The 23,867-nt window shown below is 72.5% G+C and carries 24 protein-coding genes; 11 read left to right on the forward strand and 13 right to left on the reverse strand.

What is annotated here, in order from left to right:
• The first annotated feature begins 92 nt into the window (after nt 1–92).
• Complete coding sequence (locus AV521_RS40130) at nt 93–1,271, forward strand: DUF2306 domain-containing protein (protein WP_076096115.1); 1,179 nt, start codon at nt 93–95, stop codon at nt 1,269–1,271.
• A gap of 131 nt (nt 1,272–1,402) precedes the next feature.
• Nucleotides 1,403–2,374, forward strand: a complete 972-nt coding sequence (locus AV521_RS40135) for a hypothetical protein (RefSeq protein WP_143658733.1) — start codon at nt 1,403–1,405, stop codon at nt 2,372–2,374.
• A 15-nt stretch (nt 2,375–2,389) separates the two neighbouring features.
• On the opposite strand, the gene AV521_RS49780 is transcribed toward AV521_RS40135, so the two are convergent.
• Both AV521_RS49780 and AV521_RS40145 read right to left on the reverse strand, forming a co-directional pair.
• Entirely contained in the window at nt 2,390–2,533 is a 144-nt protein-coding gene (locus tag AV521_RS49780) for a hypothetical protein (protein WP_179023748.1), read from the reverse strand.
• Between the two features lie 836 nt (nt 2,534–3,369).
• Nucleotides 3,370–4,527 carry an FAD-dependent monooxygenase gene (locus tag AV521_RS40145; RefSeq protein WP_076096121.1) on the reverse strand — a complete coding sequence of 386 codons (1,158 nt, stop codon included), beginning with the start codon at nt 4,525–4,527 and terminating at the stop codon, nt 3,370–3,372.
• Between the two features lie 133 nt (nt 4,528–4,660).
• Here AV521_RS40145 and AV521_RS40150 point away from each other — a divergent pair, with 133 nt between their 5' ends.
• On the forward strand, nt 4,661–5,218 hold the full coding sequence (locus AV521_RS40150) for a TetR/AcrR family transcriptional regulator (RefSeq protein ID WP_076096124.1): 558 nt from the start codon (nt 4,661–4,663) through the stop codon (nt 5,216–5,218).
• 364 nt (nt 5,219–5,582) lie between these two features.
• Here the strand turns inward: AV521_RS40150 and AV521_RS40155 are convergent, their stop codons facing one another.
• From AV521_RS40155 to AV521_RS40165, 3 genes are all read right to left on the reverse strand, one after another.
• Entirely contained in the window at nt 5,583–6,749 is a 1,167-nt protein-coding gene (locus AV521_RS40155; RefSeq protein ID WP_371917103.1) for an AI-2E family transporter, read from the reverse strand.
• A gap of 138 nt (nt 6,750–6,887) precedes the next feature.
• Nucleotides 6,888–7,589: a nitroreductase gene (locus AV521_RS40160; RefSeq protein WP_076096210.1), complete on the reverse strand. Its 702-nt coding sequence runs from the start codon at nt 7,587–7,589 to the stop codon at nt 6,888–6,890.
• 243 nt (nt 7,590–7,832) lie between these two features.
• Nucleotides 7,833–8,201: an ANTAR domain-containing protein gene (locus AV521_RS40165; protein WP_076096128.1), complete on the reverse strand. Its 369-nt coding sequence runs from the start codon at nt 8,199–8,201 to the stop codon at nt 7,833–7,835.
• Nucleotides 8,202–8,385: 184 nt separating this feature from the next.
• Between AV521_RS40165 and AV521_RS40170 the strand changes: the two genes are divergently transcribed.
• From AV521_RS40170 to hypE, 8 genes are all read left to right on the forward strand, one after another.
• Nucleotides 8,386–9,123, forward strand: coding sequence for an MgtC/SapB family protein (locus AV521_RS40170; RefSeq protein ID WP_076096130.1), 738 nt, complete (start codon nt 8,386–8,388; stop codon nt 9,121–9,123).
• Nucleotides 9,124–9,189: 66 nt separating this feature from the next.
• Nucleotides 9,190–10,899: a hydrogenase maturation protein gene (locus AV521_RS40175; protein ID WP_076096132.1), complete on the forward strand. Its 1,710-nt coding sequence runs from the start codon at nt 9,190–9,192 to the stop codon at nt 10,897–10,899.
• Nucleotides 10,896–11,462, forward strand: a complete 567-nt coding sequence (locus AV521_RS40180) for a hydrogenase maturation protease (protein WP_076096135.1) — start codon at nt 10,896–10,898, stop codon at nt 11,460–11,462. Before AV521_RS40175 ends, AV521_RS40180 begins: the two co-directional genes overlap by 4 nt.
• A gap of 270 nt (nt 11,463–11,732) precedes the next feature.
• Nucleotides 11,733–12,455: a hydrogenase nickel incorporation protein HypB gene (hypB, locus tag AV521_RS40185; protein ID WP_076096137.1), complete on the forward strand. Its 723-nt coding sequence runs from the start codon at nt 11,733–11,735 to the stop codon at nt 12,453–12,455.
• Entirely contained in the window at nt 12,452–14,794 is a 2,343-nt protein-coding gene (gene hypF / locus AV521_RS40190; protein WP_076096139.1) for a carbamoyltransferase HypF, read from the forward strand. The genes hypB and hypF overlap by 4 nt, the downstream gene beginning before the upstream one ends.
• Before the next feature lie 3 nt (nt 14,795–14,797).
• On the forward strand, nt 14,798–15,088 hold the full coding sequence (locus AV521_RS40195; RefSeq protein ID WP_076096141.1) for a HypC/HybG/HupF family hydrogenase formation chaperone: 291 nt from the start codon (nt 14,798–14,800) through the stop codon (nt 15,086–15,088).
• Nucleotides 15,085–16,230 carry a hydrogenase formation protein HypD gene (hypD, locus tag AV521_RS40200; RefSeq protein WP_076096143.1) on the forward strand — a complete coding sequence of 382 codons (1,146 nt, stop codon included), beginning with the start codon at nt 15,085–15,087 and terminating at the stop codon, nt 16,228–16,230. The genes AV521_RS40195 and hypD overlap by 4 nt, the downstream gene beginning before the upstream one ends.
• Nucleotides 16,223–17,296 (forward strand): hydrogenase expression/formation protein HypE, encoded by a 1,074-nt coding sequence (hypE, locus tag AV521_RS40205; RefSeq protein WP_076096145.1) that lies wholly within the window; start codon nt 16,223–16,225, stop codon nt 17,294–17,296. The genes hypD and hypE overlap by 8 nt, the downstream gene beginning before the upstream one ends.
• Before the next feature lie 41 nt (nt 17,297–17,337).
• Here the strand turns inward: hypE and hypA are convergent, their stop codons facing one another.
• The 8 genes from hypA to AV521_RS40245 all read right to left on the reverse strand — a co-directional run bounded on the left by hypA (nt 17,338) and on the right by AV521_RS40245 (nt 23,674).
• Entirely contained in the window at nt 17,338–17,679 is a 342-nt protein-coding gene (hypA, locus tag AV521_RS40210; protein ID WP_076096147.1) for a hydrogenase maturation nickel metallochaperone HypA, read from the reverse strand.
• A gap of 7 nt (nt 17,680–17,686) precedes the next feature.
• Nucleotides 17,687–17,836: a hypothetical protein gene (locus AV521_RS40215; RefSeq protein WP_256725888.1), complete on the reverse strand. Its 150-nt coding sequence runs from the start codon at nt 17,834–17,836 to the stop codon at nt 17,687–17,689.
• A gap of 59 nt (nt 17,837–17,895) precedes the next feature.
• A complete protein-coding gene (locus AV521_RS40220) occupies nt 17,896–18,102 on the reverse strand; it encodes a hypothetical protein (RefSeq protein ID WP_076096148.1) in 207 nt (68 codons plus the stop codon).
• Between the two features lie 20 nt (nt 18,103–18,122).
• Nucleotides 18,123–18,713 carry a DUF5947 family protein gene (locus AV521_RS40225; RefSeq protein WP_076096150.1) on the reverse strand — a complete coding sequence of 197 codons (591 nt, stop codon included), beginning with the start codon at nt 18,711–18,713 and terminating at the stop codon, nt 18,123–18,125.
• Entirely contained in the window at nt 18,710–19,261 is a 552-nt protein-coding gene (locus tag AV521_RS40230) for a NifU family protein (protein WP_076096151.1), read from the reverse strand. The genes AV521_RS40225 and AV521_RS40230 overlap by 4 nt, the downstream gene beginning before the upstream one ends.
• A complete protein-coding gene (locus AV521_RS40235; RefSeq protein ID WP_076096152.1) occupies nt 19,254–21,047 on the reverse strand; it encodes a nickel-dependent hydrogenase large subunit in 1,794 nt (597 codons plus the stop codon). The genes AV521_RS40230 and AV521_RS40235 overlap by 8 nt, the downstream gene beginning before the upstream one ends.
• A gap of 63 nt (nt 21,048–21,110) precedes the next feature.
• Complete coding sequence (locus tag AV521_RS40240) at nt 21,111–22,178, reverse strand: hydrogenase expression protein HypE (protein ID WP_076096153.1); 1,068 nt, start codon at nt 22,176–22,178, stop codon at nt 21,111–21,113.
• On the reverse strand, nt 22,175–23,674 hold the full coding sequence (locus tag AV521_RS40245; protein ID WP_256725889.1) for a hypothetical protein: 1,500 nt from the start codon (nt 23,672–23,674) through the stop codon (nt 22,175–22,177). The genes AV521_RS40240 and AV521_RS40245 overlap by 4 nt, the downstream gene beginning before the upstream one ends.
• Between the last annotated feature and the right edge of the window lie 193 nt (nt 23,675–23,867).

Here is a 23,867-nt window from a genome sequence, read left to right on the forward strand (position 1 = left end):
TCACCGCCGCCCCGCTCTACCGTCGGTAACCCGCGATAGTCCAGAAGAGACTATCGGAGCTGTGGCCGAGCCGGTGAGAGACGGGGGGCGCCATGCGTCCATGGACGAGCAGCACCTGGCGCCGTGCCGCCGCGGTGAGCGTCACGGCCGTGTGCCTCTGGTACGCGCCCATCGCGATGACCGAACTGTGGTCCTACGCCCGGCCCGGCGCCCCGTCGCCCGGGACGTGGCTGCTGGCCCACACGGTCTCACCCCGGTACGTCGCCGACGCACTGGCGACCAGGGTCGCCCCGTACCGGCACAGCCTGATCCCGATGATCGCGCACTCCGTACTCGGCGGACTGCTCATGCTGCTCGGCCCCGCGCAGCTGCTGACGGCCACGCGGCGGCGCCGACGCCCGCACCGCGCGCTGGGCGTCCTGTTCGCCGTCACCGTGTACGCCTCGATGGCGGGCGCCGGTCTCTATCTCGCCCGCACCGCGCCACGGGACGCGTTCAGCGGGGCGGCCTTCTGGATCGTCCTCGCCACGATCCTCGTCGGTACCGTCCTCAGCGTCACCTTCGGCATCCTCGCCGCCGTCGGCGGCTTCCCCGACCTGCACCAGCGCTGGATGCTGCTGTGCTACGGATACCTGCTGACCGCGCCGCTGCTGCGGCTGGAGTGGGGTGCCCTGCCAGCGATGCTGCCCGGCCTGCCGATGACGGAGATCAACCGGGTGGCGATCATGCATCTGGGCTCCCTCGTCGTGTTCGGCGCCCTGCTCGCCTCCCGCGCCAGGGATCCCCGGGACACCGTCGAGGGTCTCGGCCGGTCCTGGGCCCCGCTGCCCGTGACCGCCGCGGCCCACCTGGCCGGAGCGGCCGCCCTGGTCTGGATCGTGCCTGCCCTCACCGCGTACGGCACGGCCGGGAACCGCCTGCTGGCCGCCTATCTCCTGCCCTACGCCGTGGCATACGCGGTGATGGCGAGAGGTGCCCGGCGAGCCGCCCGGGCGGGCCGGTTCTGGGCGCGGGAGGAATGGCGGATCCACCTCATCGGCCTCTGCCTGGCACCAGCGCTCTCGGCCGGCGCGGTCGCCGTCTTCCAGCACAGCGTGGGGCTCGGCCGGTTCACCGCGCTCACCGCCGGCGTCGCCATCGGCTGCGGGATCACCTCCTTCGGCGCCACGCTCGCGGTGAGCCTGCGGCTGATGTACGCCCGCGAGGTACGCCGACGCTCCCTGCCGGCGGCCCCACTGTCCACGCCCCGGACGACCGCCGCGGTGCCGTAACCCCGCCTCGGGGCTGGTCCCTTACACACCTGCGCGGCGCCCGCACTCCGCTCTCCCCGATCACGGGACTGCCCCTGGCACCAGGGCCCGCGCCGACCCGCCCGTCGCCTCCCCGGAACGGAACCCCAGCCATGACCCAACCGACCGACCCGGCCGCACCGGACACGGCGTCTGCGACCTCTGCGCCATCTGGAACGTCTGCGGCATCCGGGACTTCCGCGGTACGACAGCCCCGCACCCCGCCCCCGCCCGGCCGTCCGCTCTCGCCCGGAGTGGCGCTGCTGGCCGTCGCGGTCGCGGTGATCAATCTGCTTGTCGGCGCTGTCCTCACGGTCGTCGCCCTGACCGGACACGTCCTCGGGGCCTGGCCGTCACCGGATCCGCTCAGCCCCGGACTGCTCGGCGCCGCGATGCTGGGCACCGCGCCGGCGCTGTTCTCCCTCGGCCGCGCCAGGACCTGGCAGGAAGTGCGCACCCTCGTCCTGCCGGTCGCCGTGGTCCTGACCGGTCTCTTCGCGGTCAGTCTGCTCAACGCGAGCCGGCTGTACATCGCCCGCGGCGGCCCGATCGTCTCCGTGCTGTTCAGCCTCGGCTGGCTGTTCACCCTGGGCATGCTGTGCGTGGCGGTGGCGATCTGCCTCACGGTACAGGCGTTCACCAGGTCCGGACCGCCCGCAGAGCGCACCACGCCCCTGCCGCCCTGGGCCAAGCCGCTGCTCGCCGTGCTCGGTTCCTCCTGGCTGGGCATCGGCACGGGACTGCTGGTACGGCCCGGCTTCTGGGCCGAGTTCGTGCCCTGGCACACCAACCGCGTGGACGCTCAGGCGCTCGGCGTCTGGGCGCTGGCCCTCGGCGTGGGCGTCCTCGGATCCCTCGCGGAAGACGACTTGGACCGTACTCGCGCCGCCCTGCTGTCCCTGCCCGGCACGGCCCTTGCCCTGACGGTCGTCCTGGCCGTCCGCGCCTCCCACGTCCACTGGGCCTCTGGACCTGGCCTGGGCCTGATCGCCATGGTGGCCGGACTGCTGGCGGCCGGGACGAGCGGACGGCTGCTGCTCAGGGGGAACGCGGGGCGGGGCGAGGCGATGCGCAGCGCGGGCTGAGCAGTTGTCACCCCGCTACAGCAAGCCGACGTTGGTGAGCGGGATGTTCCAGTCGTCGCTCCCCATGGCGCCATGGCCGTCCCGGCACGCGGCCGGTACCGCGGACAGCAACAGCCCGGCGAGGGCAACGGCCAAGGCGGCGACGACACGACGCTTCACGATTCCTCCTCGACGGCGACACCCCGACCACCCTGCTCCGAGCCGACCGCTCCGACTGCCCGGACACACCGTTCGGCCCGCCGATTCAGCCGCTCGGTGGCAGCGCCCCGAGACGCCGCACACCCACCCGTGAGCCCGTCGGACGAGCAGATCCCGGAGCCAGTCGCAGGCCATGCGCCACATCCGGCTCATGCGGTCCAGCACATCGAAGTGATGCGTCGCGCGCACCCGACCTGGCGCGCGTCCCCGCCTCGCGCCGCCGAGGCCCGGGCGTACGCCCGGCTGCAGGAGGGTGCCACGCGTTCATCGTCGGCTCCGTGGAGCACCAGTACGAGCACGTCGGTGGACGGCGGTTCAGCGGGGGGCCTTTGCGGCAGCCGGGCCGCCCGGCAGCACGCGAACGCGGAGCCCGGCTCGGCGGTGTCCGCGGCGACCGGATCGCACCCGGCCGACGAGACAGCACCGATCGCCTCGCCCCGGTCGCAAGGTGGCCGCACCGCCGAATGACCGACGACGACCAACCTCTGTTCCACACCGCATGTCGGCCACCAGGTCGTCCGCGAAACGGACGACCTGCCGGCGGTCGAACATGGCAACTCGGAGGCCACCGTGCATCAGCACGACGACCGGGAAGGGGCCTTCTCCTCCGGGCAGGTCTCCTCGCCGGCCCGTACGGGATCTCCCACACCAGGATCTCTGCCGGTTCGGTGGCGCTCACCCGGTGGCCGCCCGTGGCGGTGAACCGCACGGCGTCACCCTGGCCGAGTCCGCCGGTGCCTTCCGGGTCCACCGCGCCACGCGCGACGAAGAGGTGCGGTTACGGTGCCTTGGGCAGGTCAACCCAGGCTGGGCGGTGTCCAGTCGGCATGTCGCAGGATCGCTCGCATCGCCACCCGGGACGGGGTGAGGCGCAGCGCGGTGTTGCGCAGAGCGACGGCCGCCGGATGGGAGAGCTGCTGGCCCATCCGGCCCGCCTGCCGTGCGGCGCGGGCGACCGCCTGGGAGCGTGGGCGGCGCTCGGCGTCGTAACGGGTCAGTGCCGAGGCGACCGAGGGCTCATGTGCCAGCGCGGCTGCCAGCGTTGCCGCGTCCTCCAGTGCCTGGCAGGCGCCCTGGCCGAGATTCGGGGTCATGGCGTGCGCCGCGTCGCCGAGGAGGGCCACCCGCCCGTCCGTGAACGACCGCAAGGGGGTGACCAGTTCATGGATGTCGTGGTGGAGCACGGCCTCCGGCCGGGTGGCGTCCAGGAGTTCGGGGATCGGGTCGTGCCAGCCGCCGAAGCGCCGGCGCAGCATGTCGAGCGGGTCGGCGTGGCGGACGCCGGCCGGTGCGGTGAGCACCGCATGCCACTCGGCCCGGCCATCGGTGAAGGCGATGTGCCCGAACTCCGCACCCTCGCCCCAGGTCAGCTCGAAGTCCCCGCGCAACCGCAACGGCCGTTCGGTGATGGCCCGCAGCACCGTAGAGCCGGAGTGGACCGGGCCGGGATGGCCGGGGAAGAGCAGGCCGCGCAGCCGGCTGCCCACTCCGTCCGCCGCGACGACCAGGTCCGCCTCCAGCACCTCGTCCCCGACCGGCACCCGCACCCGGTCCGGGGCCGTGCGGTCCAGTCCGGACACCGTGACGCCGATGCGCAGACACTCGGTCGGCAGGGCCTCGCGCAGCAGTCGGTGCAGGACCGCGCGTCGGATGCCGACGATCGGCGTGCCCAGCGCGCGTTCGAGGGCCGCGCCGTCCATCCGGCTCAGCCAGTCGCCCTTGGGAGTGCGGGTGCCACCGCTGTACTGCGGGCGGGCCGCCGCGCGCACCGCCGCTCCGACCCCGAGCGCGTCCAGGGCGCGCAGCCCGTTGGCGTGCAGCGAGATGCCCGCGCCCGCGTCGGCCAGGGTGCCGGCCCGCTCCACCACCCGTACGTCCCAGCCGATCCGGTGCAGCCCGAGCGCGGCCGCGAGACCGCCGATGCCACCCCCGACCACCACCGCCGTACCGCCCATTTCGGTCCCCCTTCGACCTCGGTCCTCGTCGGTCCAGCCGCAGCCGGAGTCCAGCCGCAGCGGTCTTCTACAGATGTAGAAGACCCTACCGTGAGTGCTCTACAGATGTAGAAGCGGGGTGTAGAAAGAGGGGGTGTCCACAGATCGACGTACTCTCCTCGCCGACGCGGCCATCGCCGTGCTCGCCGACGCCGGAATGCGGGGGCTGACGCATCGCGCGGTGGACCGGGCGGCGCAACTGCCTCCCGGGACCACCTCGGCCTACTTCCGCACCCGCCAGGCCCTGCTCACCGCTCTGGTCCGGCGTCTGGTGGCGCGCGACCAGGCCGAGCTGCAGGAGATCGGGGTCAGAGTGCCCGTACCGCGGACGGTCGGTGAACTGGTCGCGGGAATCGTGGAGTTGGCGGGTGTGCGGCTCGCCGGGGACGGCCGGACGCGCTCGTTGGCGCGCTACGCGTGTGCCGTCGAGAGTGTGCGCCATCCGGAGCTCCGCGAGATTTTGGTGCCGCGCGAGAACCTGGGGCGGCAGCTGGTCTGCGACTTCCTCGCCGGGCAGGGCGTCGCCGACGCGGCGGACCGTACGGTGACGCTGCTGACCTGTGTGGACGGCTTGGTCTTCGACCGGCTGGTGAACGGCGGAGACGTTCGGGAGGAGGAGGTCCGGGGACTTGTGGCGGCGGCCTTGCGCTGAGCGGTACGACGACCACTGCGGCGCCGCCTCCCTGGGACGAGGAGGCGGCGCCGCGCTTCTTCACACGCCCCGCGGCGTCAGACCAGCCACCCGATGAAGTGGATGAGTCCGGCGAGGATGTTGGTGACGAGGTTCATGGTCGTGCTGCTCCTTGCGGTGTAACTGTGAGTGGGACCTGTGCGTCGACCACGGTCTGCAGCCCGCCGTTCGCACACCGTAAGTATGATTCCGTCGCTCCCGCCCGGGCGCTCTTCTGAACGACGATCACCTGTTCCAGGGAACAACTGGTCCCGTGTTCGGATCTTCATGAAATCCCTTGTCCGGTACGGCAGTTCATGGCGCCGGGCGTCGGGTCCGCCGGCCCTCACGGCGGCACCGCACGCAAGGCCCGCAGCACCGCCCAGACGACCGAGACCAGCGGCACGGCCACCACGGCACCGATCACCCCCGCGATGATGCTGCCCGCGATCACCGACACGGCGACGACGAGCGGGTGCAGCCGTACCGCCCAGCTCATCACCAGCGGATGCAGCACGTGGCCCTCCAGCTGGCCGATCACGACGATCAGCGCCAGTACGGCCAACGCCGTGATCGGCCCGCGCCCGGCCAGCGCGACGACTGTGGCGACGCCGAGCGCGACCGGCGAGCCCACCAGCGGGACGAACGCGGCGAAGAACTCCAGCAGCGTCAGCGGCAGCGCGAGCGGCACCCGCAGCACGAGGAGGGCGATGCCGACGAGCACGGCGTTGGTGGCGGCCACGATGATGATGCCGCGCGTGTATCCGGCGAAGGCCCGCCACGCAGCCCGCCCCGCCCGGTCCCACGCCGGACGGGCGCCGCTCGGCAACAGGTTGTCGCGGATCCAGCCCCACAGGCGCTCGCCGGAATGGATGAAGAACACCGAGGAGAACAGCGCGAGCGCGACTCCGGTGACCACTTCGACGACCCTGCTCAGCCCGCTGACGGCGCGGCTGAGCAGGCTGGCCCGGTGCGCCGAGAGATAGTGTGTCACCTGGTTCTCCAGCTCGGTCAGCCGGCTCGGGCTCAGCCGGAACGGCGGCCGTTGCAACCACTCCTCGATACGGTGCACCCCGCCGCGGAACTCGCCCGCCAGCCGGGCCGACTCCCCGGCCACCGCGTTGCCCACCAGGGCGAGCAGCGCCAGCAGGAACAGCAGGCTGCCCACCAGTGCCACGGCGACGGAGAGCGGTCGCGGCAGAACGCTGTCGAGCAGGTCCGTCAGCGGCCGCAGTACGGTGGTGACGACCAGCGCGAGGAACAGGGCGACGGCGATGAGCTGGAAGCTGCCGAGGACGCTGAAGACGCCGTAGACGACGATCCCGATGAGGATGAGCCGCCAGGCGTAGGCCGCCCCGACGCGCAGCCAGGGCACCACCCGCTCGGCCGCCGGCACCGGTCCGGGATGCGGGGCGGCCGCGCGCCGCAGGGTGTACGCCGGCCGGCTGCCCGGCACCCGCCCCCTGCGGCCTCCGCCGCCCGGCCCGGACACCCGCCGACGCGCATCACCCACCACCGCTTTCGGCTCCTCTCCGTCACCCCTGATGACGGTCGGTCACATGAGAGAACCGTAAGCGCCCGTCGCGCGAGGGGCGCGCGGAAGGCGCCCGGCCACGGTTTCCCCCGGATGGCGACGTTTCGGCGCGTAGGCCTACGACGAGGCGGGCTGCCCCGGCCCGCCGCCTACGCTGTCGCCGAGGAACGTGACCGTCTCCGCGAGCGGTGCCCGGTCGGTGCGGGCGAACGGCGCCGACCGGTCCTCGAAGCCGATCGACAGACCCGCGAACAGGACCAGTTCCTCCGGAGGGTCCACCACCTCCGCGACCGTGCGGTGGTACACCGACCACGCCATCTGCGCACAGCTGTGCAGCCCCTCGGTCCGGAGCAGCAGCATCACCGTCTGGAGATACATCCCGAGGTCGGCCCACTGCGCCGCGCCCATGTCGCGGTCGATGTAGCACAGCAGGAGACACGGGGCGCCGAAACACCGCCAGTTCGCGGCGACGGCGGCCCGGCGGGCCTCCGTGTCCTCGCGCCGGATCCCGAGCGCCGCGAAACGCCGGGTGGCCGCCGCCGACCGCCGTTGCCGGTACGGGGACTTCGGCTCCGGCGGATACATCCGGTAGTGCCGCTCGTCCCCGGGATCACCGGCCTCGGCGCGCTCGGAGGCGCGCTTCTTCAGCTCGGCCAGCGGGGTGCCGCTGAGTACATAGACGTGCCACGGCTGGAGGTTGCCGGCCGAAGGGGAGCGCGTGGCGGCGGCCAGAACCCGCTCCAGCGCCGCACGCGGGACGGGTTCGTCCGTGAAGGACCGCACCGCCCGCCGGCTCGCAACCGCCTCGTACACATCCACCCGCATGACCTCCTGGCCGACTCGGTCTTCCGCCGTACAGGCGGACTTCCGCAGTACTGACGGAGGCCGGCCCGAGGATGTGACGACGGCTTCCGAACTCCCGTCGTCCGCCCGAAGGGCGGGCCGCGCGGCGTCAGGTGCGGGGAACCGGCGAGCATGGCGTCGCGCGGCTGGAGGCACCTCCCACGCCCTTGAGGCAGTGGGGGAGGGAGTTTGACGACAGGCCCTGGGGCGGACGGATCGTCACCGTTCCGTAGTCGGGGGCTCGCCCACGTCGGCGTACCGGCGGTAGCGCGCGATCGCCTTGCGCAGTTCGGTCCGCTGCGGTTCCGGGAGCGTCCCGCCCTGGGCGTGGTCCAGGATGTGCTCGGCGACGGTCCGCAGTTTGACGTTGGTGCGCTGGGAGACGTCCCGCAGTGCCCGCCAGGCATCCTCGGGGGCGATCCGCCCGAGGACGACCAGGGCTCCGATGGCCTGGTCGATCACCGCGTGCGAGGACACGGCGCGCCGCAACTGCTGGTTCTCGTTCACCAGCCGGTCGTGGGCCGAGACCAGCTCGCTGACGGAGAGCAGGGTCAGTGGCTGGTGCCGGGAGAGGGCGAAGAAGGCCATGGGGGACCTCTGCGGGGGTTGAGGGCGTCGCTGTGGCGCCTGCACCGGGCGGGCGCCCGCACGCGGAGGGGACACCCGGATTGAACCACCCGGACCCGAGGAATCGCGGTCCCGTCGCGGGGTAGGCGCGCGCAGCGGACCATCGAATAGCCCTGACAGGGGCGGATCGACATGAGAGGTGTGCATGACAGGAGCGGGGCTCGCGGCACCGTTGTGGGACGTGCACAACGGCCAGGGGGTGCGGCAGCTGGCCGAGCTGGGGCTGGCACTGCTGCTGTCCAGCCTGATCGGCTGGGAGCGGGCGGCTCAGCAGAAGAGCGCCGGACTGCGCACGCACACGCTGGTCGGCATCGCGAGCGCGCTGATGATGGAGGTGTCCCAGCACGGGTTCACGGCGGTGCTCGGGCTGCAGCACGTCTCCTTCGACCCCTCCCGGGTCGCCGCGCAGATCGTGTCCGGCATCGGCTTCATCGGCGGCGGTCTGATCTTCGTACGACGGGACGCCGTACGGGGTCTGACGACCGCCGCCACCATCTGGCTGACGGCCGCGGTCGGCATGGCCTGCGGCGGCGGGCTGCCCATCCTGGCGCTGGCGGTGACCGCCCTGCACTTCCTCGTGGTGCGCGGCTATCCGCTGTTCACGTCCCGGCTGATCCCCGAGACGGCCATCACCGGCTTCGAGGCACGGCTGACCTACCGGACCGGGGCGGCCCTGCTCCCGCGCCTGATGGAGACGTGCACCCGGCGCGGCTTCCGGATCGTGCAGGTCAGGGTCGAACGGCTGCCCGGCCGCACGGACGACGCGGCCCGGGTACTGCTGGGGCTCGAAGGCACCGAGGACCCGACGGCGCTGGCATCGGAGCTGTTCCATGAGGAGGGAGTGCTCGACGTCGAGGTGAGTGCCGCGGCGGACGACGAATAGCGTAGATGGACGATTCGGCGCGGCGGTGCTTCACGCCACCCCGGCCAGGCGCCACGATGCCGTGTCATGGACATTTTGCTCGTCGCCAGTGCGTTCAACAGCCTCTCCCAGCGTGTGTACGCCGAACTGTCGGATCTCGGCCACCGCGTGGACGTCGTCCTCGCCTCGCAGGGCGTCGACCGGGTCCGGGCCGCCGTACACGAACTGCGGCCGGAGCTGGTCATCGCGCCGATGCTGAAGACCGCCCTGCCCGAGGACGTGTGGCGCGAACACACCTGTCTGATCGTGCATCCGGGGCCGCCCGGAGACCGCGGCCCGTCCTCGCTGGACTGGGCCGTGGCCGAGCGGGCGCACCGGTGGGGCGTGACGGTCCTGCAAGCGGAAGCGGCGATGGACGCGGGCGCCATCTGGGCGGCGGAGCCTTTCCCCGTGGCACCGGTCGGCAAGAGCGACCTGTACCGCAACGAGGTCTCCGACGCCGCCGTCACCGCCGTCCGCACCGCCGTACGGCGCTACGCCGAAGGCTCCTACAAGCCCCGGCCGCAGACCGACGAGTCGATCGGCGTGGTCTGGCGCGACGTCTTCCGGCAGGAGCGCCGGCATATCGACTGGGCGGGGGACGACACCGAGACGGTCCTGCGTAAACTCCGTGGCGCCGACTCGCAGCCGGGCGTCCGCGACGAAGTTCTCGGCCGGGAGGTGTTCCTGCACGGCGGTCACCCCGAGGACCAGCTGCGCGGCCACCCCGGCGAACTGCTCGCCCGGCGGGCGGGCGCCGTCTGCCGGGCCACCCGCGACGGCGCCGTCTGGATCCCGGAACTGCGCCCCCGCAAGAACTCCGGCGACCCCGCACCCTTCCGCCGGCCGGCCGCCTCCGTGCTGGCCGCCTGGGAGCCCTCCCTCGAACTCCCCGAAGCGCCCGTCCCGCTGAACCTGCCCGCCGACCGGCGCACCTGGACCGACATCCGCTACCGGCAGCGCGGTGACGTCGGCTTCCTCGGCTTCTCCTTCCCGGGCGGCGCGATGAGCACCGACCAGTGCCAACGGCTGCTCGCCGCCTACCGGCACGCGCTCTCGCACCCCACCCGCGTCCTCGTACTCGGCGGGGACCGCGACTTCTTCTCCAACGGCATCCATCTGAACGTCATCGAGGCGGCCCCCGACCCGGCCCAGGAGTCGTGGGCCAACCTCAACGCCATGGACGACCTGGTCGAGGCGGTCCTGCGCACCACCGACCGGCTGGTCGTGTCCGCACTGGCCGGCAACGCGGCGGCCGGCGGCGCCATGCTCGCCCTCGCCGCCGACGAGGTGTGGTGCCGCACCGGCGTCGTCCTCAACCCGCACTACCGGCGCATGGGTCTGTACGGCTCGGAGTTCTGGACGTACACCCTGCCCCGCCGCGTCGGACCGGAGCAGGCCCACCGGCTGACCACCGAGGCCCTGCCCGTCAGCGCCGCGTCCGCCGAGCGGCTGGGCCTCGTGGACCGGCTCGTACCGGCCGCGCCCGGCGACTTCCCGGACGAGGTCCGGCAGCTGGCGGCCGAACTCGCCTCCTCGCCCTTCCTGGACGCGCGGGTCGCCGCCAAGTCCGCGGCCCGCGCCGCGGGCGAGGGTGAACGCCCGCTCGCCGCGTACCGCGAGGCCGAACTGGCCCGCATGCACACCCTCTTCTTCGACCCGGAGGCCCCCTACCACGCCCTGCGCTCCGCCTTCGTCCGCAAGACCCCGTCCGGTTCACCCCGGCCCCTGACCCCGCCCTCGGGAGACCTCCGTTGACGCCGCGTCTGCTGGTGGCCGGCGTCGGCAACATCTTCCTCGCCGACGACGCCTTCGGCCCCGAAGTGATCCGTGCCCTCGACCGGCGCCCGCTGCCGCCCGTGGTACACGTGCACGACTACGGCATCCGGGGCATGGACCTCGCCTACGACCTGCTCGACGGATACGACACCGTCGTCCTGGTCGACACCGCGCGCCGCGGCCACCGTCCAGGCACCCTCTCCCTGATCGAGGCCGGACCGCCGGACGGCACCGTCGTACCCGAGGCCCACGGCATGGACCCGGCGAAGGTGCTGGCCCTGGCCACCCACCTCGGCGACGAGCCCCTGCCCCGCGTCCTCGTCCTGGCCTGCGAGCCCGAGGTGCTGCCCGTCGGCGACGCGGACCTCCTCCCGGGGCTCAGCGCACCGGTCCGGGCAGCCGTCGGCCGGGCTGTGGACGCCCTGCACACACTGATCCCGGCCCTGCTCGCCGACCCCGCCGCGCCCGCACCCCCGTTGGGCCACCCGATGGAATCCGCGCCCGCACACCCGGCTGCGCTGCCCGGCACGGCGGCCGGCTGAGCGGAAGATCGATGAGGCCGGGGCCTTGAGGCCCTGTCGTCACGTTCCCGCCCGCACCGCGACGCCTGGCACGCACTCCCCCGGAGGGGGCACCCCCAGCCGCGTTGCCGAATCGCCCACGTGGCTCCGCCACGAGGGCGCTCCGGCGCCTTGCGATCGCATGCACCAGACGCCGCGGTGCCCGCCCTCCGGGCGGACGACGGGGATGTGACGACAGGGCCCAGGCAGTGCCCCGGGCCCCACCGCCCCCGCATCCGAGGAGCAGCGCCCATGTGCCGGTCCGACGTCAAGCAGGCCGTCCTGGCCAAGAACGACGACCTGGCCGCGGAGCTGCGCGGCGACCTCGCCCGGCAGGGCGTGACCGTCGTCAACCTGCTGTCCAGCCCCGGCAGCGGCAAGACCGAACTCCTCGCCCGGGTCCTGGCCCGCGCCGTGGAACAGGGCGTCCCCGTGGCCGCCCTGACCGCCGACCTGGCCACCGAGAACGACGCCGTACGGCTGGCCCGTTCCGGCGCACCCGTCCAGCAGCTGCTCACCGACGGGCTGTGCCACCTGGAGGCCCGTCAGGTCCGGGCCCGGCTGACAGGATGGCTGCCGGCGGACACCTCGGTGCTCTTCGTCGAGAACGTCGGCAATCTCGTCTGCCCGGCCGCGTACGACCTCGGCGAGACCCTGCGGGTCGTGCTCATGGCGGTCACCGAGGGCGAGGACAAACCGCTGAAATACCCGACCGCGTTCGGTTCCGCCCATCTGGTCGTGATCACCAAGACCGACCTCGCCGAACCGGCCGGCTTCGACGAGACCGCCTTCCGGACCAACGTCCACCGGGTCAACCCGGGCGTGCGGATCGTACGGTCCTGCGCCCGCACCGGCTCCGGAGTCGCCACCCTCCTGGACCGCGCCCTCGCCGCCCGGGACGGCACCCCGCACCGGCCGCCCCTCGCGCCGCATTCGCACGGCCACCACCACGCCGCCGACGCTCCCACCGTATGACCGCGCCCGCCACCGGCCTCGTGCGCCGTCGGCTCACCGTGCGCGGAACCGTGCAGGGGGTGGGCTTCCGGCCGTACGTGCACCGGCTCGCCGCAGGGCTCGGCCTGTCCGGGTTCGTCGGCAACACCGGTGACGGCGTGCTCGTCGAGGTCGAGGGCCCGGCGGACGAGGTCGACCGGTTCTGCCTCACGCTGGCCGAACAGCCGCCGCCGCTGGCCGCCGTGAGCGGCATCGCCGGTGAGGACCTGCCCACCACCGGCGGCACCGGACCCTTCGCGATCCGCTCCACCGAACGGGCCGGGGGCCGCACCCAGCTTCCGCCGGACACCGCGACCTGCGCCGACTGCCTGCGCGATCTGGCCGATCGGGCCGACCGCCGGCACCGGCACCCGTTCGTCACCTGCACCCACTGCGGTCCGCGCTTCACCGTCGCCACCGGGATGCCGTACGACCGCGCGGCCACCACCATGGCCGGCTTCCCGATGTGTCCGGCCTGTTCCCGCGAGTACGGCGACCCCGCCGACCGGCGCTTCCACGCCCAGCCGGTCGCCTGCCCCGGCTGCGGGCCGCGGCTCACCCTGATCCCGGCCCTGAGCGGCCTCCGCGCGGCAAGGGACGCGAACGCCCTCGCCACGGCGCGGGCGCTGCTGGCCGCTGGCCGGATCGTCGCCGTCAAGGGACTCGGCGGCTACCACCTGGCGTGCGACGCCACCGACGACCGGGCCGTGGCCACCCTGCGCCGCCGCAAGGAACGGGGCGGCAAGGCCTTCGCGGTGATGTGCGCGGACCTCGCCACCGCGGAGCGGCTCGCGGTGCTCTCCGCAGCAGAGCGGGCCGCGCTGACCAGTGCCCGCCGCCCCATCGTGCTGCTGCGCCGCCGCACCACGCAGGACGGCCCCCGCCTCGCCGGCCAGGTCTGTCCGGGCAGCCCGCAGGTGGGCCTGATGCTGCCCTACACCCCGGTCCACACCCTGCTGTTCGGGCTGCCCGGCGATCCCCCCGGCCCGCGCGCGCTGGTGATGACGAGCGGCAACCGCTCCGGCGAGCCCATCGTCACCGACGACGCCGAGGCGCTGACCCGGCTCGCCGGACTGGCCGACGCCTGGCTCACCCACGACCGGCCCATCGCCTCGCCGTGCGACGACTCCCTGCTGCGGGTACGCCCGGACGGCACCGAACAGGTCCTCAGACGCTCCCGTGGCTATGTCCCCCGCCCGCTGCGCCTCCCGGTCCCGGTCCGTCCCACCCTCGCCGTCGGCGGCGACCTGAAGAACGTCCCGTGCCTCGGCGAGGGCGACCACGCCTGGTTCGGGCCGCACATCGGCGACATGGGCGCCCTCGCCACCCTGGAGGCCGCCGAGCGCGCCGAACGGCACCTGAGCCTGTTGACAGGAGTCGCCCCGGCCCTCGTCGCCGCCGACCGGCACCCCGGCTACCACTCGACGCGCTGGGCCCGGCGCCGCGCCGCGAAGATGCCCTTGCGGCTGGTCCAGCACCACCACGCCCACATCGCCTCCGCGATGGCCGAGCACGGCCTGGACGGCACCACCCCGGTGATCGGCGTCGCCTTCGACGGCACCGGATACGGCGACGACGCCACCGTGTGGGGCGGTGAGGTCCTGCTCGCCGACTACACCGGCTACCGGCGCTTCGCCCACCTCACCCCCGCCCCGCTGCCCGGCGGAGACGCCGGCGTGGCCAACCCCTGCCGGCTGGCCCTGGCCCGGCTGTGGGCGGCCGATATGCCCTGGGATCCGGATCTGCCGAGCGTCCAGGCCTGTACGGACGGCGAACGCGCCGTACTGCGACGGCAGTTGGAGCGGCAGGTGGCGTGTGTGCCGACGACCAGCATGGGCCGCCTGTTCGACGCGGTGTCGTCCCTGGCCGGTGTGTGTCACCGTGCGGGATACGAGGCGCAGGCCGCGCTGGAACTGGAGGCGGCGGCGCTGGAGGCCCGGGACGCGGACAGCGTGTCGTACCCCTTCGGGCTCACCGGTACGGGTGTCCTCGCCTGCGACCCCGCACCGATGCTGAGGACCCTGCTCGTGGACCGGCGCCATGGCATCCCCGCACCGGTCCTGGCGGCCCGCTTCCACCGAGGCGTCGCCGGAGCGGTCGCCGAGATCTGCCGGCGCGCCCGCGCGGAGACCGGCCTGACCACCGTCGCCCTCACCGGAGGCGTATTCGCCAACGCCCTGCTGGAGGAGGAGACCGCCTCGCTGCTCGCCGGGGCGGGATTCGCGGTCCTCCGGCACTGTGAAGTCCCCCCGAACGACGGAGGGTTGGCGCTCGGTCAGCTCATGGTCGCGGGAACAGCAAACCACCACGAGACGGAGTGACCCATGTGTCTGGCAGTGCCCGGCAAGGTCGTGTCCATCGACCATCGCGCCGACCCCCTGACCGGGCTGATCGACTTCGGCGGAGTGCGAAAACAGGCGTGCCTTGAGTATCTGCCCGACGTGCGGGTGGGGGAGTACGTCATCGTCCACGTCGGCTTCGCGCTGCAGCGCCTGGACGAGGAGTCGGCCCGGGCGTCCCTGGAGCTGTTCGAGCAACTGGGGCTGCTGGAAGAGGAGTTCGGGGACGCCTGGGAGCAGGCGGCCCGGCAGGAGAGCGGGAGTGAGGCCCGGTGAAGTACATCGACGAGTTCAACGACCCGGACCTGGCGCGGCGGTTGCTCGACGAGATCCGTGCCACGGTCACCCGGCCCTGGGCGCTGATGGAGGTGTGCGGTGGCCAGACCCACTCCATCATCCGTCACGGCATCGACCAACTGCTCCCGGACGAGGTCGAGTTGATCCACGGCCCGGGCTGCCCGGTGTGTGTCACGCCGCTCGACGTCATCGACAAGGCCCTGGAGATCGCCGCCCGCCCCGAGGTGATCTTCTGTTCCTTCGGGGACATGCTGCGCGTGCCCGGCACCGACCGCGACCTGTTCCGGGTCAAGGGCGAGGGCGGTGACGTACGCGTGGTGTACTCACCGCTGGACGCGCTCGACGTCGCTCGCAGGAACCCGGACCGCCAGGTCGTGTTCTTCGCCATCGGCTTCGAGACGACCGCTCCCGCCAACGCCATGGCCGTCCACCAGGCCCGTCGGCTGGGCCTCGGCAACTTCAGCCTGCTGGTCTCCCATGTCCGGGTCCCGCCCGCGATCGAGGCCATCATGACGGCACCGGAGTGCAGGGTGCAGGCTTTCCTCGCAGCCGGGCACGTGTGCAGCGTGATGGGCGTAGCCGAATACCCCGAGCTGGCCGACCGGCACCGCGTGCCCGTCGTCGTGACCGGCTTCGAGCCGCTGGACATCCTTGAGGGCATCCGCCGCGCCGTCCACCAACTGGAGCGCGGCGAGCACCGCGTGGAGAACGCCTACCCGCGCGCCGTACGCGAGCGCGGCAACCCGGCGGCTCTGAGCATGCTGGAGGAGGTCTTCGAGGTGACCGACCGCAACTGGCGTGGCATCGGCCCCATCCCCGCCAGCGGCTGGCGGCTGTCCGAGACCTACCGGGCCTACGACGCCGAGCACCGCTTCGATGTCACCGGGATCCGCACCGAGGAGCCCGCCGTGTGCCGCGCCGGCGAGGTGCTGCAGGGGCTGATCAAGCCGACCGAGTGCGAGGCCTTCGGTACCGCCTGCACCCCGCGCACCCCGCTCGGCGCCACCATGGTCTCCAGCGAGGGCGCCTGCGCGGCCTACCACCTCTACCGTCGGATGACCGACGGCCCGGCACAGCGGGGATCCCGCATCCCACGGGAGGAGCTGAACACCGTTGGCTGACACGGCTACCGAAGCGGCCGTAGACCCCGCGAACCGGACCTGTCCCGCACCCCTGCACGACCACCCGGTCGTCGTCATGGGCCACGGCGGGGGCGGCGCCCTGTCAGCGGAACTGATCGAGCAGGTCTTCGCCCCCGCCTACGGCAACCCCACCCTGGCCGCCCTCACCGACTCCGCCGTCCTCGACCTCGGCGGCGCCCGGCTGGCCTTCTCCACCGACTCCTACGTCGTACGGCCGCTGTTCTTCCCCGGCGGCAGCCTCGGCGACCTCGCCGTCAACGGCACCGTGAACGACCTGGCGATGAGCGGCGCCCGGCCCGCCTACCTGTCCACCGCCTTCGTCCTGGAAGAGGGCGTGGCCCTGGACGTCGTCGGCCGGGTCGCCCAGGCCATCGGCGCGGCGGCCGAGGCCGCGGACGTCACCATCGCCACCGGTGACACCAAGGTGGTCGAGTCCGGGCACGGCGACGGCGTCTACGTCACCACCGCGGGCGTCGGCCTGGTACCGGACGGAGTCGACATCCGCCCGCAGCGCGCCCGGCCGGGTGACGCCGTCATCGTCAGCGGACCCATCGGGCTGCACGGCGTGGCCGTCATGAGCGTCCGCGAGGGCCTGGAGTTCGGCGTCGAGATCGTCTCCGACACCGCGCCCCTGGCCGGCCTCGTGGCGGCGATGCTGGCGGTCACGCAGGACATCCATGTCCTGCGCGACCCGACCCGGGGCGGGCTCGGCGCGTCCCTGAACGAGATCGCCCGTGCCTCCGGCACCGGAGTCCGGCTGCGCGAGCGGGCCGTTCCGGTGCCGGACGAGGTCGCGAACGCCTGCGGTTTCCTCGGTCTGGACCCGTTGTACGTCGCCAACGAGGGCCGGCTCGTCGCCTTCGTACCCCCGCGGCGGGCCGAGGCCGTCCTCGCGGCGATGCGCGCCCATCCGCAGGGCGGCGGCGCGGCGATCATCGGGGAGTGCGTCGAGGACCACCCGGGCATGGTGGTGGTCGCCACCGGCCTCGGCGGCACCCGCGTGCTGGACCTGCCGCTCGGGGAGCAGCTGCCCCGCATCTGCTGAGCGGCTGCCCCGGCCCCGCCCTCAGGTCGGGGCCGGGGCAGTCACCCTTCGAGGCCCGAGATCTCCAGCTCCCGGCCGCTGCGCAGCTCCTGCGAGGGCCGGTCGCAGGTCGGGCACCAGAAGAACGGGGGCATGCCGACCGCGAACTCCTCGGCACACCCGCCGCACCAGGCCCGCGCGGCCACCTGCTCCACGACCAGCCGGGCCCCGGCGAGCGCCGTCCCGTCGCGGGCCACCTCGAACGCGAAACGCAGCGCGTCCGGCACGACACCGGCCAGCTCCCCGACGCGGACGGTCACCGCGGTCACACGGTCCGTCCCGTCCGCGCGGGCGATCTCCTCGGCCTGTTCCACGATCGCGGTCGCGATCGACAACTCGTGCACCGGCGGCTCACGGGTAGCGGCGGTTGGCGCGCAGCCCACCGGTCATCCGGTAGATGCGCAACTCCCGCATGATGCTGGGGAGTTCCCTGAGGAACACGGCGGCGCACAGGCTGCCGACGAGCGCGACCTGCGCCACGAGCAGCTGCCGCCCCGACATCCCCGCTCGCGCGGACCTGTGTCTCCTGCCAAGGTTCATGACGGTCACTTCCTGCTCTCTCATCCCGGGGAGATGTTCGGCATGTCCTGCACCAGGGCGTCATGCCGTTCGGAGTGGATACCGGTGGAGCGGCGCGCCTCGGACGTGCCGTCCGTGTGGTGTCCGGGCTGATGCTGGTACGGGCCCTGGTTGCCCTGGTGAATTCCGCGCACGTGGGACGGCGTGTCGGGCTTCGCCTGGGGGCGGCCCACTCGGATGCTGCCCATGTCGGTTCTCCTTCCGGGTCTCACGACCGCTCGGTCAGCTCCTTGAAGAACTGTTCTACGGCCGGCCAGACCCGTCCGCCACCGGACAGCCCGCGCCACTCGCGGCGGACCAGGGCGATCATCCGGTAGCAGTCGTCGACCGGCACGATCCAGTGTTCGTCGAGGCCGCGCACGGTGTTCACCAGCAACGCCTCCACGTCGGGCGCCATGGACGCGAGCTGCGGGACCGTGCCGGCCAGCCGCCGCCAGGCCGCCGCGTCCACCTCCCAGCGCATGGCCCCGGCCGGGCTCGGTCCCTGTGCGGTGACCGTGCCGTCGGACCGTGGAACGAAGAACACCAGGCCCACCGGGACGCCCAGCACCCCAGTGTCGACCGGCGGCAGCCGCAGCCGCCGTCGGGGCACCAACCGGTAGCGGCCCGCCCCGTCGTCGGCGAACAGCACCGAGCAGGGCCCGCACACGCACCGCACCCGCGCGGCACCGATGTCGTACAGGTGGGCGTGTTCCCCGGCCACCCGGGCGGCACACAGCTCACAGACCTCCGTCTCGGCCGTCGCCGTTCTCCGGCCCGCGGAGCGGATGACCCGGGCGAGCGCTCCGTCCACGGTCACCGCGCCTTCTGCGGCACGGCCCGGCGCCCGATCGTGCTCAGCGGTACGAACGCCGGAGCCGCCCGGCGTTCGTTCGGCACCGTCTCCACCGAGGTCAGCTCGGGAGCGACCGCCAGCACCGCCGCCCGGACCGCCTCGCTCATGCCGGAAGAGTCTGCGCCGCACCCGGAACGGCACCCGCCGCCGGAGCTCAGCCGCACCCGCGCCACCTGCCCCTCGACCCCGGCCCACTCCAGGTCACCGCCGGTCTCACGCACCGCGGGCCGCAGCTTCTCGACCGCACGAGCGGCCCGCCGCTCCGGGGACTCCGGGTGGATCCCGTGCAGGACGAGCAGATGCCCGGCCAGCTCGTCGTCGGCCAGCCGCTCGCGCAGCCGCTCGTCCGCGTGGTCCAGCACCCGGGCGAGCGCCTCGCCGTACACCTCGGTCAGCAGCCGTACCGCCTCCAGGGCCGGGCCGGGCGTGGCCTCCAGCGCGGCCAGCACCTCGTCCAGCCGGGCGAGCCGCGCCTCCACCGCAGGGTCGGACAGCCGTCCGGCGTCAGCCATGGTTCGCCCCGTACGTGGGCGAGTGCACCGTGGTCAGGGTCTTGCCCTTGCCCATGTACATGTGGACCCCGCACGGCAGACAGGGGTCGAAGCTGCGCACGGTGCGCATGATGTCGACGCCCTTGAAGTCGTCCGGCCCGTTCTCCTCGAAGATCGGCTGGCCCTGCACGGCGTCCTCGTACGGGCCCGGGGTGCCGTGGATGTCCCGGGGGCTGGCGTTCCACGGGGTCGGCGGGTACGGGTGGTAGTTGGCGATCTTCTTGTCCCGGATCACCAGGTGGTGGGAGAGGACCCCGCGCACCGCCTCGTGGAAGCCGCAGCCGATCGACTCGTCCGGCACCTCGAAGTTCTCGTACACCTTCGTGTCGCCGCTCTTGAGCATCCCCATCGCCTCCTCCAGGAACTGCAGGGCCATGGCGGCGGCGTAGGCGATGAAGTACGGCCGGGCGCGGTCCCGTTCGAGGGTGTTGCTCCACTTCGGGATGCGCCACTGCAGGGTCGTCTCCGGCAGCTTCTCGCCCTTGGGCAGCGTGATCCGGATGCCGCCGTCGGTGGCCTTGACATACGGCGTGTCGACCAGGCCGCTCAGCGCCGTCGACCACAGCCGGGCGAGCGGCCCGCCGCCCGTGTCCAGGGCGAGGTGCTCGCCGGTCTGCGGGTGGTACCAGCGCGGGCTCATCACCCAGCTGTAGTTGCCGTCGAAGTCCCGCTTCTGCGGCACCGGCACCGTGGTCTGGTTCCACGGGTGGCGCATGTCGACGGGGTTGCCGAGCGGGTCGTGGGTGACGAACGGCTCCTCGTTCACCCAGTCCTCGTAGAACGAGCTGCCCAGCATGATGCGCAGCCCCAGGTTGATGTCGATCAGGTTGTTGGTGACCAGCTCGCCGTCCACGACGACGCCCGGGGTGACATACATCGCCCGGCCCCACTCGTTCATGGTGGCGTAGCGGTAGTCGACCACGTCCGGGTTCTGGAACGCGCCCCAGCAGCCCAGCAGGACACGGCGCTTGCCGACCTCCTCGTAGCCCGGCAGCGCCTCGTAGAAGAAGTCGAAGACGTCGTCGTTCATCGCCACCGCCTTCTTGATGAAGTCGATGACGCGCATCAGGCGGCTGAGGTAGTCGGTGAAGGTGTTCGGCTGCGGCATCGTGCCGACCCCGCCCGGATACATCGTGGACGGGTGCACGTGCCGCCCCTCCATCAGGCAGAACATCTCCCGGGTGATCCGGCTGACCTTCAGCGCCTCCTTGTAGACCTCGCCCTCGAAGGGGTTGAAGGCCTTCATGATGTCGGCGACGGTGCGGTAGCCGTGCACGTCTCCGCGGGGCGCGTCGGTGCGCTCGGCGCGGGCCAGCACACCGGGGTTGGTGGCCTTGACCATCGCCTCGCAGAAGTCCACGAAGACCAGGTTGTCCTGGAAGATGGTGTGGTCGAAGATGTACTCCGCCGCCTCGCCGAGGTTGGTGATGTGCTCGGCCAGCTTCGGCGGCTTGACGCCGTAGGCCATCTGCTGGGCGTAGTTGGAGCAGGTGGTGTGGTTGTCGCCGCAGATACCGCAGATCCGCGAGGTGATGAACCCGGCGTCACGCGGGTCCTTGCCCTTCATGAACACCGAATAGCCGCGGAACAGCGACGAGGTGCTGTGGCACTCCACGACTTCCCGGTTGGCGAAGTCGATCTTCGTGTAGATGCCGAGATTGCCGATGATCCGGGTGATCGGATCCCAGGACATGTCGACGAGCTGGGCGGGTTTGCGTTTGGTGGACCGGGAGTCGGTGGTCGTCATCTGCGGTACTGTCCCTCGCTGTTCGGGTCGGGCGATTCGATGGCGGGACGGGGTGGACCGGCGTCAGGCACGCCAGTGCGGGTCGTAACCACTGGTGAGCCTGCGCTTGTTGTGGCGCCACTTGGGCTCGTGGTTCACCATGTCGTTGGTCAGGCCGCGCAGTCGGCGGACGACGGCTCCGTACGGCTTGACGAGCATGGTCGACAGCGTTCCGCCCGGGGGTTCGTCCATGAACGGCATGAAGGCGTCGGGGAAGCTCGGCATCGTGCAGCCGATGCAGATGCCGCCGACGTTCGGGCAGCCGCCGACGCCGGCCATCCAGCCGCGCTTGGGCACGTTGCAGTTGACGACCGGACCCCAGCAGCCCACCTTCACCTGGCACTTGGGGGAGTTGTAGTCCTTCGCGAAGTCGGCCTGCTCGTAGTACGCGGCCCGGTCGCAGCCCTCGTGGACGGTCTTCCCGAACAGCCACTGCGGACGCAGCATGTGGTCCAGCGGTGGCGGGGGAGCGGTACCGGCCGCGTGCTGCAGCACCCAGACCAGCGTCTCCATGAAGTTCTCCGGCTGGATGGGACACCCGGGCACGTTGACCACCGGCAGCCCCGAGCGTGCCTTGAACTCCCAGCCCAGGTAGTCCGCGAGGCCCATGCAGCCGGTCGGGTTGCCGGCCATGGCGTGGATGCCGCCGAACGTCGCACAGGTCCCGGCGGCCACCACCGCCCAGGCCCGGGGGGCGAGTTCGTCGATCCACGAGTTGAGGGTCTGTGGCTCGCCGGTCTCGGGGTCGTTGCCGAACGACGTCCAGTAGCCGTCGCCCTCGATGATGTTCTGGTTCGGGATCGACCCCTCGATCACCAGGATGAACGGCTCCAGCTCGCCGCGGGCCGCCGCCCGGTACGGGGCCAGGAAGTCCTCGCCGCCCAGGCTGGGCGAGAGCACCTTGTTGACGAGGTTCACCTTCGGCAGGCCCGGGATGAGGCCGAGGACCACGTCCTCGATGGACGGCTGTCCCGCGGCGGTCAGCGACACGGTGTCGCCGTCGCAGCTCATGCCCTCCGAGATCCAGAGGATGGTGATCTCGTCGAAGCCGTTCGATGCCTCGGCTTCGGTGGTACCGCTCTGTGTGGTCATGTCTGCGGCCTCCGTCGCAGTCGGTCATGGGCCTGGCCGGCGGGAGCCGGCGCGCCGGGGGGCGCGAGGGGTTCGACCTCATCGGGCCGGAAGTAGTGGAAACGGCCGTACCAGCCGTGCAGTTCGGCGGCGGGATCGTCGTCGACCGTGACGGCGAGCCGCACACTGCCGTCGACGTCGTGGAAGACCGCGGCGACCGTCGCGGTCCGCCCGTCGAGGAACATGTCCTGGGCGTCGGCGCCGCGCGGGTGCGGGCGAAGCCGCACCGGACTGCCGGCGCCGACGGACACCCCCGCCACGAGCACCGTGTCGTCCGTCGGCGACAGCCCCTCGTCGCCGCCCTCCTGCCACCAGGCGGGCCTGGCGCTCTCGCGTGGCGCGACAGGCGTCAGGGAACGGATCGCCCCGTGCAACCGCTCGAAGACCTCCCGGGGCATCGTGTCGACCCGGTCGACGATCCGCGCGGCCCGCGGGTCGGTGGCCCGGGCCTCGGCCTTCTCCTCGTCGGTCAGCAACATCGTGCGCAGCGTGAGGATCTCGTCGATCTCCGCCGCGTCATGCAGATCGCCCGGACTCTCCGGTGCCACCTGCGGCCGGTCCGGCAGGATGATCGGCGCGGAGAGCATGACGGAGCCCGTCGCGCGCTCCTCGGGCGCGCCGCAGAGAACGGGGAACGTGAACGCGTTCCGGCACCCCCGCGCGTGCCGCGCCAGTTCCCCGGGAGGGTCGATCAGGGACGCGAACTCCACGCCGTCCCCGCCGACGAGGGTGTGCGTGGCGATCAGCGCCTGCCGCAGCGCCTCGTCCCGCGGGGCCTGCGGGTCCGTCGCCTCGCCGGTGTTCTCGGTGCGCACCCGGAGCCGGTACAGGTCCGGTGCGAGCTGCTCCGCCGCGACCGTCGCAGTGGCCCGTACCGCCCGGCGTCGTCGGACCGTCCGCCCCGCGCCGTCCGGCAACGGCTCGGACTCGGCACCTGCGGCCGCGCCCACCGGGGCGGTACGACCGCCGCGCACCAGCTCCGCCAGCGACAGCACCAGCTCGGTCTCGCGCGGCACGGCCTCCTCGAACGAGAGATGCGCGGCGCCGTCGGCCGTCCGCAAGGACTCGACCGCGCGGAACCGACCGCCCTCGTCGACCGACTGGACCTGCTTGTCCTGCATCTGCAGATAGCGCACCCGCACCCGTACGACCGCATCCGCGCGCGAGGCCCGGAAGAGGCACTCGGTCCGCTGGTACCAGGAGTCCGCGGAGCCGGAGATCCCCGGCGTCACCGGCCCGTCCCGCTCCACCCAGTCGCGGGGCAGCAGCACACCGAACTGCCAGCGGACCCGGTTCTTCGGCGAGGACCGGCGGTACGGATACAGCAGGTACCCCTCGTAGAGCACCGCGTCCGCGACCGCGCCGACCTGCTCGAAGACGCCGTACGACACGCCGCCGCCGTCGTTGTCCAGCACGGCGGCCGGCGCCGCGCCGCCCTCGCCGGCTCCACCCGACATCCAGCCTCCTCGTCACCGGCCCCCGCGCAGACTCCTTCCACCACCGTCACACCCGTCACAGCTGCTCGCTCCTCCGGCGCACCCCGATTGCGCCGGGCAGGGGACGGCGAGCCCGTTTCGCGCGCTCCGGGTGCCACCCCCGGTGCTTCGAAGCACCGCCCGGAGCCGCCTTCCCCGCCACCGCGGGCGTGCG

The sequence above is a fragment of the Streptomyces sp. IMTB 2501 genome (assembly GCF_001953885.1).
Taxonomy (GTDB): Bacteria; Actinomycetota; Actinomycetes; order Streptomycetales; family Streptomycetaceae; genus Streptomyces.